The organism is Enterococcus sp. 2G9_DIV0600 (assembly GCF_002140615.1).
GTDB classification, from domain to species: Bacteria; Bacillota; Bacilli; order Lactobacillales; family Enterococcaceae; genus Enterococcus_D; species Enterococcus_D innesii.
Window position 1 is genome coordinate 235536 of record NZ_NGLL01000001.1, and the last position, 15639, is coordinate 251174.

Below are 15639 nucleotides of genomic sequence, written 5' to 3' on the forward strand. Positions count from 1 at the left end.
CGAACAAATGTCAAGAGAAAATAGTTTGTTTTTTTCTAACAAAAAGTAAGTAAAAGGATTGACTTACTAAAAGTAAGTTTGGTATGCTGAGTCCATCGTTTAAGAAAACACAATAAAAGGAGTACAAAAGAATGGTCTTTGGATTTGGGAAAAAAGAACAAATAATTGAAAAAGAAGTGATTAAAGAGGTGTATCGCACCCCAGAAAAGAAAAAAGCGCAAAAAATCGGAATCATCGTTGGCAGTACGAGAGAAGGCCGCGTGAGTCCGCAAGTAGCCAATTACGTGTTACAAACAGCACGAGCACATAACGACCGCTCGTTTGAAATCATTGATATCAAAGACTACGACTTACCCTTTATGGGTACAGGCGAAGCGAACCAAGCGTGGAACGAAAAAATCGCTGAATTAGATGGCTACATCTTCATCGTGCAAGAATACAATCATGGGGTCTCGGCTTCCTTGAAAAATGCGTTGGACAGCGCCCGCGAGGAATGGTTCAACAAAGCAGCAGCAATCGTCAGCTATGGTTCAGCAGGAGGGATTCGGGCCGCTGAGCAAGTTCGCTTGATTTTGGCGGAACAAAAAGTAGCCACGGTGCGCACCAATCCTGCTTTCAACTTATTTACTGATTTTGAAAACTTTGCCACCTTTACCCCTGGCGAGCATATGACTGCAGGAATGAACGACATGTTGACGGAATTATTGGACTGGGCAGACACATTTGCCAATCGTTAAAAAAACAAACGAAAACAATCTTAGGAGGAACCTATCATGAAATTTGGTATTATTTTAGGCAGTACAAGAGAAGGACGCGTAAGTCCGCAAGTCGGAGCATATATTCAAGAAATTGCTACTCAACGGTCAGAGCATCAGTTTGAGATCGTTGATGTAAAGGCATTTGATTTACCGTTTATGGGAACGGCTGAGCCAAATATGGCATGGAACAAAAAAATCGCTGAGTTAGATGGCTATATCTTCATCGTGCAAGAATACAACCACGGTTTTGCAGCTTCCTTGAAAAATGCCGTAGATTCTGCTCGGGAAGAATGGTTTGATAAAGCTGCTGGGATCGTCAGCTACGGTTCTGGCGGTGGGATTCGGGCCGCTGAACAATTGCGCAACGTATTAGCTGAACAAAAAGTTGCCACCGTGCGGACCAACCCAGCCTTCAACTTATTTACTGATTTTGAAAATTTCAGTACCTTCAAACCCGGTGAGCACATGGCTGCGGGTGTCAATGATATGCTAGATGAATTGTTGTTGTGGTCAAAAGCTTTTGCCACGATTCGCTGATCTGTTTTAGGATGTCACCATTTATCATCGATCATTTGCTGTTTCATTCATTGAATGGAGCAGCATTTTTTTGCGTTTCCAAGGGATGGTTTTCACTGGAAAGGCTATTTCACTGAAAGAATGACTAAAAATCGGGTATACTAGAAGAGCAGAAGATGCGGGCAACTGCGTTCGATTTTTCCAAAAACGAGCACGCAACCAGTAACAGAGGAGTGAACAAGAGCATGAATCTACTTTTTGCGATTGATGATCGATTCAGTGAACAATTAAAAACAACGTTATATTCAATCAAACGTCATACGACAGCAGCATCTTTCGATGTCTATGTTTTACAAGAAAAAGAATTGAGACAAGGTGCAGAGCTAGAGGTCTTTTGTCAAAAATTGGCGATGACCTATCATCCCGTCATCATCGGTTCTGGTTCGATCTTTAAAACGGCACCAGTTAGTGACCGCTACCCAGAGTCGATCTACTATCGATTGTTGGCACAAAATTACTTGCCGCAGCAGGTGGAAAAAATCCTGTATCTAGATGCGGATATTTTGTGCATCAATGATTTGCGCCCCTTGTATGAGCTGACGTTAGGGGATTTTCTGTATGCCGCCGCCAGCCATTCTAAACTGACAGAAGTGACAACAGTCATCAATAAAGTCCGTTTGCGCAATTATGAGTCGGAAGGCTACTATAATTCAGGTGTTTTGCTGATGAACGTGCACCAGCTACGGCAAGAGGTCAAAGAAACAGAGATCGCAGCCTTCATTGAGAAAAATCATTTGAACCTCTTTTTGCCGGATCAAGATATTTTGAATGGGTTATATGGCGATCGGGTGCTGGCGATTCCTGATCAGCTCTATAACTATGATGTACGGAAAAACCGTACGTATGAGACGATTAGCCTAGGGGAATGGAGTTTGGATTGGGTCATCGAACATACCGTTTTGCTGCATTTTTGCGGCAAAGAGAAACCATGGAAGAAAGGCTATCGCAGCCGCTACGGTTCGTTATACAAATATGTAGAAAATGAACGGCGGAAGTTTGAAGAGGAACAATCAAAGTAGCTGTCATTGAATATAATCAAAATTACCTTGAAAGAAACGTCCACACGGGCGTTTCTTTTTTTAAGCGTTCTATTCTGCTTTTTTTCGATTCGATGGTACGATGAAACGAGAGAGTCATGAAAAAAAGAAGGAGTGGAGAACATGAAGTTTTTAATTTGGCTGGTCTGTGTGATCGGCATTGAAGCAACAGGAATCATCTCGAGTTTGTTTGCAGGGGACATTGCCGGAACGTATGCGCAAATGGAAAAACCCTTTTTGGACCCTCCTGGCGGGATCATTGGGATCGTTTGGACGATTTTGTATGCTTTTATGGGAACGGCGTTGTATCTACTGATCGTAGCCAAAGTCAATCCAGCACTTAAAAAAAATGCCTATATCTTTTTTGCGATTCAGCAAGTATTAAACTTCTTGTGGAGTATTGTTTTCTTTGGCTGGAATGCTTACTGGGCCGGAACCATCATTATTGTCTTGTTAGTGTTATCAGTGATTATCTGTATGATCCTCTTTGCCCGTATCGACAAAAAAGCGATGTACTTGTTTATTCCTTATTTGATTTGGTGTTTGTACGCAGGCTACTTAACGATCGGCTTAACTTTATTGAATACCTGATAGAAAAACCCTCTTCCAAGCGTCGTGTTGGAAGAGGGTTTTTTCTTTTAGATATAGTCTTCAGTCAATTCCATAAAGCTGGCAACATCTTTTAGGACCATGTCGATCCCTGCTTGCCAGAAGTCTGGTTTCGTTAAATCGACACCAAGGTGTTTTTGTGCCAATTCTTCGGTGGTCATTGAAGCAGTATCTTGCAATAAAGCAATGTATTCTTCTTCAAAACTAGACCCTTTTTCATTGGCATACGCGTAGATCCCCATACTAAAGAGGTAACCAAAGGTATACGGGAAGTTGTAGAACGGCACATCGTCAATAAAGAAGTGCAATTTGGCTGCCCAGAAATGTGGGTGATAAGTCGCTAACCCATCGGCATAGCTTTCTTTTTGCGCCGCTGTCATCATTTCCGTGATTTGTTCCGCTGAAACCAAGCCTTTTTGACGAGCTTGATAGAAGCTGTTTTCAAAAATAAAGCGTGCGTGGATGTTCATGAACATCGCGATCGCATTTTGCATTTTGGCATCCAATAGATTGATTTTTTCTTCTTTTGTTGTTGCTTCTTTAAGGGTTGCATCCGCAACGATCAATTCAGCAAAGGTACTTGCTGTTTCGGCAACGTTCATGGCATAGTTGCGGTTTAATTCCGGCAGCTCCCAAAGAACGCTGCTGTGAAAAGCGTGACCGAGCTCATGGGCGAGCGTCGCTACTTCGTTGACTGAATTGCTGTAGGTCATGAAAATACGTGACTCTTTGGTTTCTGGCAAGCTGGTGCAATAGCCGCCAGGACGTTTGCCTGGACGATCTTCTGCTTCGATCCAGCTTTTTTCAAAAGCGACTTGGGCAAAGTCAGCCATTTTCGGACTGAACTTACGGAAGTTGGTCAAAATAAAGTCAGCTGCTTCATCAAAGGTGTAGGTTCTTTCTTCCATGTCCCCAAGAATGATTGGCGCATCTTGGTCTTGCCATTCCATTTTTTCTTTGCCGAAAAGCTGGGCTTTGCGGGTCAAGAAATCAACGATCGGCTGTTTGTTTTTTTGGATCGTGCCCCACATAGCATCCAATGTCGCTTTTTGCAGACGATTGTATTCTAATGGTTCCTTCAAGTAATCAGTGACACCGTGAAGTTTGAAGGTAGAGAGGCGGAAACCGTCTAAGTGGTTCAAGGTATCCGCAAAGAGGTCTTCTTTTTCTGCCCACGTCTTTTCCCAAGTATCGAATAAACGCGCACGAACTTCCGGATCAGGATCGCCCATCATTTTATTGAAGGCTTGACCAGCTGACAACTTGATCGTCGTGCCGTCTTCTTGCTGGAAAGGAATTTCGATTGAGGCAACGATTGTATCGTAATGTTGGCTCCAAGCATTCAAGCCATCTAAATTTAAAGTGTTGATGATGGTTTCTTCTGCCTCGGATAACAATTCTTTGCCGTCGCGGCGAATCTCGCTTAAACGAAAAGCGACAGATGCTAAGTTTTCTGCTTTAACTAGTGCTGTCCAATCATCCTCAGAAATTTCTGTCAATTTTTTTGAAAAAACGGTTTGTGCTGCTTGCAGTGCTGGCAATTTTGCATAGAGGTCACCCGTCAGGATTTTGGCTTTGCTGTCATTGACATTGGCTGAAAGCAAGGCATTGATAAAGCTACCACATTGTGAAAATCCTTGACTGATAGTTGCGGATAAATCAAGTAACTCTCCTAATTTTGCTGCATCGTCTTCGCTGTTGGGCGACCATGCATCGACTGTTGTTCGGTAATTTGCAATTTGTTCTTCCAGTTGGCTCATGCGTTCTTTTAATTGAACAGAATCGCTGCCTCCCGGAAAGATTGTTTCTAGATCCCAATTGATTGAATAGGTCATTCCTATCAAACCCCTTTCTTTTCCTTCGATCTTATTAAGTATAGCATAACGAAATTTGGTCGCAACCATCAGAATCCTTATGAAATAAGGGTTTTTGATGAAACTATATCAAAAGCAAAAAATGGAATGTATATCTCCTTGATCTATTGATAGGGCGGAAAAACGTCAAAAATAAAAAAACTATTACATCCTCATCAAATTCTTAGAAAAAAAACGATGGATAAATATTACATATGAAAAAAAACAGCGAGTAAAAAAACGTCTGAAGAGCGATATTCGCTTTTTCATGCATAATGCCAAATCCTTTGCGAAAAGAACACGAAATATACCACTACGAAAGCGTATACAATTAGGTAGCATAGAGGCGTAAACAGAAGAAGGAGGAAGAAAAATGCCAAATGCTATTCATGTTTTTTCAGAGATTGGACGCTTGAAGCAAGTCATGCTTCACCGCCCTGGTCGGGAATTGGAGAACCTTGTTCCTGATCATTTGAACCGCCTGCTATTTGATGATATTCCTTTTTTGGAACAAGCCAGAGCAGAACATGATCGGTTTGCGGAAGTCCTACGTCAAAATGATGTGGAGGTGTTGTACCTAGAAGATTTAGCTGCTGAATCGCTCACGTCACCAGAAATCAAACAGCAATTTCTCAAGGATTATTTAGCGGAAACAACGATCCAAAGTCCCGAGATCATCAAAGAAGTCACGGATTATTTTCTGTCTTGTGACAATGATCGGGAACTGATCGACAAAACCATGGCTGGTTTAGCCAAAAATGAACTGGAGCTGCCAAACACCCAGAGCCTCGCTGGGACCGTGGATGATCAATACCCATTTCTGATCGATCCAATGCCGAATTTGTATTTTACGCGCGATCCTTTTGCGACGATTGGAAACGGCGTTTCGTTGAATCGCATGTATTCAGAAACAAGACGGCGCGAAACGTTATACGGCAAATATATTTTTGCTCATCATCCAATGTTTCAGCAAAATCCGCCTCATATGCTTTATGATCGCGCCCAACCAACCCGCATCGAAGGTGGCGACGAATTGGTTCTGTCAAAACATGTGTTGGCGATTGGTATCTCGCAACGAACGGATGCCGCTTCGATTGAGCAGCTGGCCCGCAAAGTATTCGAAAATGAGCCAAGCTTTGAATATGTCCTAGCGTTTGACATTGGTCAAGAGCGCAAATTCATGCATTTAGATACGGTATTTACAATGGTCGATCATGACAAGTTTACTATCCATCCAGAAATCGAAGGAGAGCTGACGGTTTATTCAATCTCACGAGCAGGTGATGGGGTGACGATCAAAGAAGAAAAGGACACGTTGGAAAATATTTTATGTCGCTATCTAGAACTGAATGCGGTTGAATTGATTCGTTGCGGTGGCAGCGATTTGATTGCAGCGGCTCGGGAACAGTGGAATGACGGTTCGAATACTTTAACGATCGCACCTGGCGAAGTCGTCGTATATGACCGCAATACCATCACCAATCAGAAGTTGGCAGAAGCCGGCATCAAATTGCACAAAATCTCCGGCAGTGAATTGGTTCGCGGTCGTGGCGGCCCTCGTTGCATGAGCATGCCATTTGTTAGAGAAGATATTTAAATCAGAGGAGGAATCATCGATGGAACAAGTATTTAAAGGAAGAAGTTTTTTAGCAGAAAAAGATTTTACGAAAGCCGAGTTAGAATACCTCATTGATTTTTCAATCTATTTGAAACAGTTGAAAAAACAAAATATTTCTCATCGCTATTTGGAAGGCAAGAACATTGCTCTTTTGTTCGAAAAAACATCGACTCGGACACGGGCGGCCTTTACGACAGCTGCCATCGATCTTGGTGCCCATCCAGAATTTTTAGGCGCGAATGATATTCAGCTAGGCAAAAAAGAATCCGTCGAAGATACAGCAAAAGTTTTAGGCAGCATGTTTGATGGCATTGAGTTCCGTGGGTTCAGCCAACAAGTCGTTGAAGATTTAGCCAAATTCTCCGGTGTTCCTGTTTGGAATGGCTTAACCGATGAATGGCACCCAACCCAAATGATCGCTGACTTTATGACCATCAAAGAAAACTTCGGTACCTTGGAAAACATTACGCTAGTTTATGTGGGTGACGGTCGGAACAATATGGCGAATAGTTTGTTAGTGACGGGGGCGATTTTAGGGGTCAACGTTCGTATCTGTGCACCAAAAGAACTTTTCCCAGCGCAAGAAGTGACAGATTATGCCAACGAATTTGCTAAAGAATCTGGCAGTCAGTTGATGGTAACAGACGATATCCAAAAAGGTGTTAAAGATGCAGACGTCTTGTATACCGATGTTTGGGTGTCAATGGGGGAAGAAGACCAGTTCGAAGAGCGGGTGAAGCTGTTGAAAGATTACCAGATCAACCGCGAAATGGTGATGGCTACCGGAAAACAAGACGATGGCTTGATCGTGCTTCATTGCTTGCCAGCGTTCCATGATACGAATACGACGTATGGAAAAATGATCGAAGAAAAATTCGGCATTTCTGAAATGGAGATCACAGACGATATTTTCCGTAGTCACTGGGGTCGTCAATTTGAAGAGGCTGAAAACCGGATGCACTCGATCAAAGCGATCATGGCAGTAACCTTAGGCGATCTATTTATTCCTAGAGTGTAAGAAGGAGCAGTGAGCAGATGAGTGAAAAGAAACCAACGATCGTTGTCGCCCTTGGCGGCAACGCCATCTTAGCAGAAGATGCCAGTGCCAAAGGGCAAAAAGAGCGGCTTAAACAGACGGTCGAGTATTTAATTCCCCTGATCCAAAAAGACGTTCATTTGATCATTACCCATGGGAATGGGCCCCAAGTGGGAAACCTGGTTTTGCAGCAGCAAGCGAGCGATTCTAGTAAAAATCCAGCGATGCCTTTAGATACCTGTGTCGCCATGACCCAAGGCAGTATTGGCTATTGGTTGCAAAATGAGCTGAGAATCCAGTTGAAAGCCGCTCAAATAGCGAAGCCGGTGGTGACTGTGGTCACGGAAATTACAGTCGATGCCCAAGATCCAGCATTTGCCCATCCGACAAAACCAATCGGGCCTTTCTTAACGGAAACGGCTGCCAAAGAAGCCATGGCGGCAACAGATGCCATCTATCGTGAAGATGCTGGTCGTGGTTGGCGGAAAGTCGTAGCCAGTCCTGCACCACAAGCGATCCAAGAAGTTGCCAGCATCAAAGCGCTGATTGAACAAAACACGATCGTCATTTGTGCAGGAGGCGGCGGCATTCCCGTGTTAGACAATGGTCTGGGTGTTGAAGCCGTGATCGATAAAGATTTTGCTTCTGAAAAATTGGCTCGATTAGTCGATGCGGATCAGCTGATCATTTTAACGGGCGTAGAAAAAATCGCTTTGAACTTTGGTAAGGAAAATGAGCAGTGGTTGGATCATGTGACCGCCGCTGAATTGGAAACCTATGTCGATGAAGGCCATTTTTCACCAGGTAGTATGTTGCCGAAAGTGCAAGCCGCTTTGAATTTTGTCAAAATGGGGGCGGAAAAACAGGCAGTGATTACTTCTTTAGACAAGCTGGCGGACATCGAAGACGCTGGTACGCAGATCACCTGGAAATAAGCGAAGCAGCAAAGCAAGACCCAAAACATTGGAGTGAGAAAAATGATCGACCACCAAATAAAAGATCCATCAACAAGAGTGAACAGCTTTCAATGGCTGGAAGAAGAAAATCAGCAGCGGTTGAAAGAGCATATTTACTGCCGTACGTACAAAAAAGGCCAGGTACTTTTTTATGAAGGCGACGTAAGAGATCGGATATTCCTCGTGATAGAAGGACTTGTGCGGATCGAAAAAACCGACGGAACTGATTCCTATTGTTATGTAGATTTTGTTGGGCCTGATCAGTTATTTCCTTTGATTGGCTTGTTTGAAAGAGACAACTATGATGTATCGGCATTCGCTGCAACAGACATTGTCGTGCAGTTTGCAGCGATGTCGCTGTTTGAACCGCTAGTTGTTTCGTCTACAAGTCAGTTGCTGTGGCTCAATCAGCAACTGAGCCGTCAATTGGAAAAACAAAGACGCCGTGTCGAGTATTGTGTCACCTCCAGTGCGCAAACAAGAGTCGTCAATACGATTGGTCTTTTGATGATCGAGCATGGGCAGACACAAGGTGAGCAGATTCGCATCCCTTTTCCCGTTTTTATCAATGATATAGCCAAGTACAGTGGAACGACGCGAGAGACAGTCAGTCAAACGCTCAAGGCGCTCGTGCATAAAAGAAAGATTTACTATCGCTACAAAGAACTCATTATTTATGACCAGGATTATTTTTCTCATGTTGCCAAATAATGGCTGGCAGCAAATAGGATTGATTCAATAAAGGGGGAACACAGATGAAAAAAAAGCAAAAAGAAAAAAAGTCGCTGACATCGTTCAGTATCTTATTTCTGATCATTATCGCCTTGACGGTCGCTTCCTGGCTTTTAGCAGGGCAGCCTTTTGCGCCTTCTTTACCAGCAGGCCAAGAAGAGATGGTCAGCCAAGTGGTAGGTGCCAAGTTTTCTGATTTCTTTATGGCGCCTTTTAACGGATTTCGTGATGCGATCGAGATCTGTGTGTTTATTCTCTGTTTAGGTGGTTTTTTGAATATCGTCACGCGAACAGGCGCTTTGGAAGCCGGGATTCAACATTTGGTCAAAAAACTCAAAGGCAATGAGTTGATTTTGATTCCGATTTTAATGATCCTGTTTTCGATCGGCGGCTCCACTTATGGAATGGCGGAAGAAACGATTCCTTTTTATTCCTTATTAGCAATCACGATGGTGGCATCAGGTTTTGATACGATCGTCGCAGCAGGAACCGTTATGCTGGGTGCTGGAGCTGGCGTGATTGGCTCCACCGTCAATCCCTTTGCGACCGGCGTTGCGATGGATGCCTTGCGAAGCATCGATATTGCCCCAAACAACGGCACGATCTTAGTAGTCGGGGCAATGCTTTGGTTAGTCACGACCGCATACTGTATCTTTGTAGTGATGTCTTATGCCAAAAAAGTCAAAGCTGACAAAGGGTCGACGATCTTATCGCTGCAAGAGCAAAAAGAAATGGAAGAACATTTTGTCAAAGACACGAACGAAGCCTTGGTGTTTACGCAAAAACATCGCCTGATTTTGACGATTTTTGGCTTATCCTTTGTGATCATGGTGGTTTCCTTGATTCCTTGGGGCGACTTTGATATCCATGTGTTTGACGGTTGGACCGCCTTTTTGACCGGCAATAGCTTCGGTGAATGGTATTTTGGTGATTTGGCCATGTGGTTCTTCTACATCAGTATCATTATCGCGTTGATTCAAGGGTTCTCAGAAAAAGAAATCGTGACCAACTTTATTGATGGGGTCAAAGACATTTTATCAGTGGTCTTGATCATCGTTGTGGCACGGGGTGCTTCCTATATTATGCAGACGACCTACTTGGATCTGTTTATTTTGGATCGGGCTTCTCATCTTTTAGAAGGCTTATCGCCCGTCCTGTTCGTGATTGGCGCCTACATTTTGTATTTGCTCTTATCGTTCTTGATTCCATCAACTTCCGGACTAGCGTATGTATCGATCCCAATCATGGGGGCCTTGGCGCAAAGCATCGGACTCAATCCGAACGTTATGGTGATGATCTTTACTGCTGGTTGCGGATTAGTGAATTTGATCACACCAACTTCTGGCGTCGTGATGGGGGGATTGGAGCTGGCTCGGGTCAACTATTCCACTTGGACCCGCTTTATGCGCAAACCGTTACTTGTGATTGGGGTTTCGAATCTGCTGATCTTGATCTTCTCGATGCTCTTCCTATGATAGGCAATCTGTCTTGCTGCTCCCCCACTGAGTGAGAGGTTCTGCTTATTTAATAAGATCTGAGAGGAGCTGATTGAACAAATGAAGAAAAAAGAGCGTCAAGTGATCATCAAACGTCTTTTTGCGGAACACCGTATCGAATCTCAAGAAGAATTGATGAACTTATTAAAACAAGAAAACGTTACAGCAACCCAAGCGACGATTTCCCGTGATATGCGAGAAATGAATATTGCCAAAACCTATGCGAAAAATGGTCGTCCTTATTATTCGATTTTTGAATCAAAAGAGCGCAATTTGGAGGACAAAATTGCTTTTTCTATGTATGAATATTTAAAAGCGATCACGCAAGTCGAGTTTATGGTGGTGGTGCATACTGCGGGAAATGGAGCAGATGTCATCGCCAACTACCTAGATGAGATGGAGCTACCGGAGATCGCCGGTACCATCGCAGGTTTTGATATCCTATTGATCATTACCCCTTCAAAAGCTGCTGCTGAAGCCGTCGTTCGCCGCTTAAATCATTATGTCGAGGGCTATGAGATGGGTACAAGCCTCTTCAAGGATGAACCACAGGTCTGAAAATAAGCAAAAACTTGCAGGTAGGCAGCGATGTGTCGCTTAAGTTGTTTCAAAAGAAGTATGTCAGCTCTATAAGGATGAACAAAGCTGTTTTTACTGACTAGTGAATGATGAAAAAATCCGTGCGTCGAACAGAGATAGGTTCGACGCACTTTTTTTATAGGTAGAACATGGTTAAGCAGGAAGGTCACGACAGCAGTTGGTTATTATGGGAGAGTGCTGAAAGGAGACGGTATTATTGAATCAGTTGGTCACTGATCTTGTAGGATCAACGGTCTCGAGATAAAAAAAGTGGCCATTTTCATAAGTAAAGACCATAAAACCGCAATTAGCCAATCGTAAAGGGGGAACTTCATTTGGAAATAAGTGTTTGAAAAAATAAAAGATTGCTCCGTTGTGGGAGACAACTAAGGTATTGTCAGCTTTGGTAGTGGTCATGATATCTACAAGCTCGGCAAACATTCGTTGGCGAACTTCAGCAGCAGATTCTCCGCCGAAGGATTGATAAAAATGTTCGTAAGCTTTTGGTCCTTTCGGCTGCAAGTGGGTACTTTCTCCCTCGAATAGACCAAAATTCATTTCTTTCAATCCTTTTCGGCGCTCATAGTCGGTTGTCCCGCAAATTATTTCTAGTGTGTCACAGGCCCTTTCTTGAGTCGATGCTACTGCATGGCCGAAAGTTAGTTGGTTTCTTGCAAAGTAAGCTTTTGCCTTATGGGCTTGCTCTTTGCCGGTCTCCGTTAGGGGAGAATCACACCATCCTTGTACTTTGCCAAGTTTGTTGAAAAGAGTTTCTCCGTGGCGCATTAAGTATAACCGCTTCATAATCATTACTCCTTTTTTACTATTGTAGCTGTTTGAGTGTACTTGAAGTCAAGGGGAACAAGCCTTGTTTTTTTGTGACCACAAAAGCCATATTGAACCCTTAAAAAATGGATAAGCATTGTTTCTAGCTGCGTAATTTTGAGCAGACTATTTATTAAGTGGATACATCACTTATCTTAGGAAAGATCAAGTGATCACCTAATCGCCAGAAAGTCTATGCCTAAAAAGCATAGGAAGGCGTTTTTTAAGCAATAGACATCGCTTTTTGTTTGAATTAAAATTCAGCTAACAAAGAAAATAGTGGGGAGTGATCAGTAAAATGGAGTATACCAAATTAGGCAATACGGGTTTGGATGTTTCCAAAATCTGTTTAGGTGCGATGAGTTTCGGTGACCCAGTCAATTGGATACACAAATGGGTTTTGGAAGAAGCTGACAGCCGTCCAATCATTAAAGGGGCACTTGACTTGGGAATCAATTTTTTTGATACGGCGAATGTTTATTCAATCGGGCGTAGTGAAGAGATTCTAGGTGCAGCATTGAAAGACTATGCTAAACGGGATGAAATCGTGCTGGCAACAAAAGTACATCAGAAAATGTTTGATGGCCCTAATGGCGGTGGACTTTCTCGGAAACATATCATGTCCCAAATAGATCAGAGCTTGAAACGTTTGCAAACAGACTATGTTGATCTATACATCATTCATCGATGGGATTACAACACACCGATCGAAGAAACGATGGCAGCCTTACATGATGTGGTCAAATCAGGAAAAGCTCGCTATATTGGCGCATCAGCGATGCATGCTTACCAATTTCAAAAAGCCAATTATATTGCTGAGAAAAATGGTTGGACCAAATTCGTTTCTATGCAGAATCATTTAAACTTGATCTATCGTGAAGAAGAAAGAGAAATGATTCCTTATTGTGAATCAGAAGGTATCGCTCTTACACCGTACAGTCCATTAGCCTCTGGTCGTTTGGCCAGAAGCAACAATGAGTCATCAAAACGGTTAGTGACTGATGAGGTTGCTCGCTCCAAATATGACGAAACCGCAGATAAAGACCAACTGATTATTGACCGCGTTGGAGAATTGGCTAGTCGCTATGGTGTCAGTCGAGTAGAAATCTCTCTAGCTTGGTTATTCAGCAAACCAACTCTGGCAGCACCAGTGATTGGCGCGACGAAAATGTCTCATGTTGAAACAGCAGTTAAGGCGACAGGCATTGCTTTGGATCCCGCTGATATTGCATATCTCGAGGAGCCTTATGTTCCTCATCGAATCGTTGGGTTTGAATAATTCGTTTCCTTCTAGGTTATGGTCTGAGAAATTAGAAAAGTATCTGAATGGCATGAAAAGCTGTTTCAGATACTTTTTTATGTTTTTTGAGGAATCGCTTTGAAAGAGAGACTCTAAAGGAAGATCGTTTTTCATCGAAACGCTGAAGGATCAATAGAACGCTCTTTTTGAAAAACAGTTGCATCACCAAATGAAAATGGTAAGATAGGAAAATGAGGAGTGAAAATTATGAAAAAATTACTGAAAGAACCGAATTTTTACTTTTGTATCGCAGTTGCGGTCATGGTCATCCTCTTTATCAGCTCTTCACAAACCTATGAGCAGCAATCGCAAATCGGGTTGCTTTCACGAATCTTAAAAAATGAACCATTGAAAGAGTGGCTAGAGAAGATTTCTTTTTACTATGCTGGTTCGGAGATCAGTATTGCGGAAAAAGGCTATTTCTCCTTTGTGGAATTTTTCATTCGTAAAGGCGCACATTTCTTTACCTATTTTGTCCTAGGGGGCAGTTTGTTTTTCGTGCTCGTTTATCGCCGTATGCCGTATTGGCTAGCCGCTTTTTTTGCTTGGTTGGCAGCCACCGGCTATGCTGGGATCGATGAATACCATCAAATGCTGACGGGAGGACGGACGCCGCTTTTTCAAGATGTCATGCTGGATTCAGCTGGAGCACTGACCGCCGTTCTTTTGGGGTGGTTGATTTGTCAGCTATCGAAAAAGTCACCTAAACGCCGCAAAACATAACGAGTTGTCGGCGTTTTTAAGCGTTATGCTGTTAGAAAGTATAAAAAACAAGAGGCGAAACCAATGGAAAAAAGTTTGAGTAGTGTCAAAGGCAAAACCGAGTTTGTCGTGCATGAAAGTTTGCCGGTGGGGGTTCTTCTCGCGATGGCTGGCGGCTTTTTAGATGCCTATACCTATCTCTTTCACGGTGAAGTGTTTGCGAGCATGCAGTCGGGGAATGTTATTTTGTTAGGGATCAATCTTTCAACGGGGCAGTTTGAACAAGCCTTTCGGTATCTGCCACCAATCTGTATGTTTTTAGTGGGGATCGTGGTGACGAATTATCTGCAACATCATTTTCCGACTGGTGGTTGGATCGTTTGGCAAAATGCTGCGTTGATCTTTGAAGCAATCGGTATTTTGGTTCTGGGCTTTTTTGCGCGTTCTTTACCCAATGTCCTGGTTGATTCCGGATTATCTTTTTTTGCAGCGATTCAATATGCCGCCTATCGGCGCTTGGCAGGGATGCCCTATGCCACCACGATGACCACTGGCAATTTACGTTCGCTGGCTGATTACTTGTATTTGCGCTGGTTTAAGCAGGACCGATCAGTGACACCCAAGATCATTTCTATTTCCTTGATCATCGGCGGTTTCTTTTTTGGGGCGGTTTTAAGCAGCTTGCTAGGAATTTTCTTATTCCACCGGACCATCTGGGTGGTTTCAGGAATTTTAGCCCTGGTGTTGGGAATCACGATCCACAGTCAAAATAAAGAATAGAAAAAAGACATTCTGATATGCTCCCCCTATATAGGACACTGAAATATAAAGTGGCTTATATAGGGGGAGTTTGTATGTCTAGAGGAAAAATGAAATTAAGTTCAGAAAAACGGCTAGCTTTTGTAGAAAGAGCTTTAAGAAATGAAGCTAGCATAAATAGCCTGGCCAAAGAAGCACAAGTAAGTTTCAGTACGATAGAAAGGTGGATCACTCTTTATGAGAATGAAGGACCCACAGGTTTACTCCCTACAAAAAGGAATCAATCATACTCAACAGAGTTGAAACTGAATGCGGTCCATGATTATTTAGCTGGAACACATGGTAGCTTAAGAGCTGTCGCCAAGAAATACGGGCTTCGTAACAAAAAACAATTAGAAGACTGGTTAAAGATATATAATACTCATAGAAACTTCAAATCAGAAAGTGGTGGAAGTAGAATGAGTAAATCCAGAAAAACAACATTGAATGAACGAATTAAAATTGTGCATGACTGTATTATCAACGGTCGAGACTATGGGAAAACCGCGATTCAGTACCAAGTCTCTTACCAACAAGTTCGGAACTGGGTGTTGAAATACGACGAGATGGGAGAAAAAGGCTTAGAAGACCGTCGAGGGCAACGAGCGGGAAGTAAACCTGCCAGAACACCCGAAGAAGAAATGCGCGATAAACTGGCTCAACAAGAACGACGGATCAAGTTGCTTGAAATGGAAAATGACCTGTTAAAAAAAGTCAGCGAGTTAGAAAGGAGGCGGGATTTGAATTAGTTCGTCATACGTTTG

Annotated in this window: 16 protein-coding genes; 14 read left to right on the forward strand and 2 right to left on the reverse strand. The window is 43.0% G+C overall.

The features are described from left to right. Nucleotides 1-131: 131 nt before the first annotated feature. From A5870_RS01100 to A5870_RS01115, 4 genes are all read left to right on the forward strand, one after another. Entirely contained in the window at nt 132-737 is a 606-nt protein-coding gene (locus A5870_RS01100) for an NADPH-dependent FMN reductase (protein WP_086291562.1), read from the forward strand. Between the two features lie 36 nt (nt 738-773). Further along, the gene (locus A5870_RS01105) at nt 774-1295 is read left to right on the forward strand and encodes an NADPH-dependent FMN reductase (RefSeq protein WP_086291563.1); all 522 of its coding nucleotides are present in this window, start codon (nt 774-776) and stop codon (nt 1293-1295) included. A gap of 224 nt (nt 1296-1519) precedes the next feature. Then, on the forward strand, nt 1520-2353 hold the full coding sequence (locus A5870_RS01110) for a glycosyltransferase family 8 protein (protein ID WP_005233315.1): 834 nt from the start codon (nt 1520-1522) through the stop codon (nt 2351-2353). Nucleotides 2354-2494: 141 nt separating this feature from the next. Continuing rightward, nucleotides 2495-2962 (forward strand): TspO/MBR family protein, encoded by a 468-nt coding sequence (locus tag A5870_RS01115; protein ID WP_086291564.1) that lies wholly within the window; start codon nt 2495-2497, stop codon nt 2960-2962. Between the two features lie 47 nt (nt 2963-3009). Here the strand turns inward: A5870_RS01115 and A5870_RS01120 are convergent, their stop codons facing one another. After that, nucleotides 3010-4815, reverse strand: coding sequence for a M3 family oligoendopeptidase (locus A5870_RS01120; RefSeq protein WP_081119245.1), 1806 nt, complete (start codon nt 4813-4815; stop codon nt 3010-3012). 391 nt (nt 4816-5206) lie between these two features. On the opposite strand from A5870_RS01120, the gene arcA reads away from it, so the two are divergent. The 6 genes from arcA to A5870_RS01150 all read left to right on the forward strand — a co-directional run bounded on the left by arcA (nt 5207) and on the right by A5870_RS01150 (nt 11229). Then, nucleotides 5207-6430, forward strand: coding sequence for an arginine deiminase (arcA, locus tag A5870_RS01125; RefSeq protein ID WP_086291565.1), 1224 nt, complete (start codon nt 5207-5209; stop codon nt 6428-6430). 19 nt (nt 6431-6449) lie between these two features. Further along, nucleotides 6450-7469, forward strand: a complete 1020-nt coding sequence (gene argF / locus A5870_RS01130) for an ornithine carbamoyltransferase (RefSeq protein WP_081119247.1) — start codon at nt 6450-6452, stop codon at nt 7467-7469. 17 nt (nt 7470-7486) lie between these two features. Further along, complete coding sequence (arcC, locus tag A5870_RS01135) at nt 7487-8422, forward strand: carbamate kinase (protein ID WP_086291566.1); 936 nt, start codon at nt 7487-7489, stop codon at nt 8420-8422. A 42-nt stretch (nt 8423-8464) separates the two neighbouring features. Continuing rightward, on the forward strand, nt 8465-9154 hold the full coding sequence (locus A5870_RS01140) for a Crp/Fnr family transcriptional regulator (RefSeq protein WP_086291567.1): 690 nt from the start codon (nt 8465-8467) through the stop codon (nt 9152-9154). Between the two features lie 44 nt (nt 9155-9198). Continuing rightward, entirely contained in the window at nt 9199-10650 is a 1452-nt protein-coding gene (locus A5870_RS01145) for a YfcC family protein (protein ID WP_086291568.1), read from the forward strand. 81 nt (nt 10651-10731) lie between these two features. Beyond that, nucleotides 10732-11229 carry an arginine repressor gene (locus tag A5870_RS01150; RefSeq protein WP_077452397.1) on the forward strand — a complete coding sequence of 166 codons (498 nt, stop codon included), beginning with the start codon at nt 10732-10734 and terminating at the stop codon, nt 11227-11229. Nucleotides 11230-11472: 243 nt separating this feature from the next. On the opposite strand, the gene A5870_RS01155 is transcribed toward A5870_RS01150, so the two are convergent. After that, nucleotides 11473-12054 carry a histidine phosphatase family protein gene (locus A5870_RS01155; protein ID WP_081119252.1) on the reverse strand — a complete coding sequence of 194 codons (582 nt, stop codon included), beginning with the start codon at nt 12052-12054 and terminating at the stop codon, nt 11473-11475. A 319-nt stretch (nt 12055-12373) separates the two neighbouring features. On the opposite strand from A5870_RS01155, the gene A5870_RS01160 reads away from it, so the two are divergent. From A5870_RS01160 to A5870_RS17455, 4 genes are all read left to right on the forward strand, one after another. Then, nucleotides 12374-13354 carry an aldo/keto reductase gene (locus A5870_RS01160; RefSeq protein ID WP_086291569.1) on the forward strand — a complete coding sequence of 327 codons (981 nt, stop codon included), beginning with the start codon at nt 12374-12376 and terminating at the stop codon, nt 13352-13354. Between the two features lie 228 nt (nt 13355-13582). Next, a complete protein-coding gene (locus tag A5870_RS01165) occupies nt 13583-14098 on the forward strand; it encodes a VanZ family protein (RefSeq protein WP_086291570.1) in 516 nt (171 codons plus the stop codon). A gap of 63 nt (nt 14099-14161) precedes the next feature. Next, the gene (locus A5870_RS01170) at nt 14162-14857 is read left to right on the forward strand and encodes a YoaK family protein (RefSeq protein WP_077452393.1); all 696 of its coding nucleotides are present in this window, start codon (nt 14162-14164) and stop codon (nt 14855-14857) included. Between the two features lie 74 nt (nt 14858-14931). Next, a complete protein-coding gene (locus A5870_RS17455; protein WP_086291571.1) occupies nt 14932-15624 on the forward strand; it encodes a helix-turn-helix domain-containing protein in 693 nt (230 codons plus the stop codon). Nucleotides 15625-15639 lie beyond the last annotated feature (15 nt).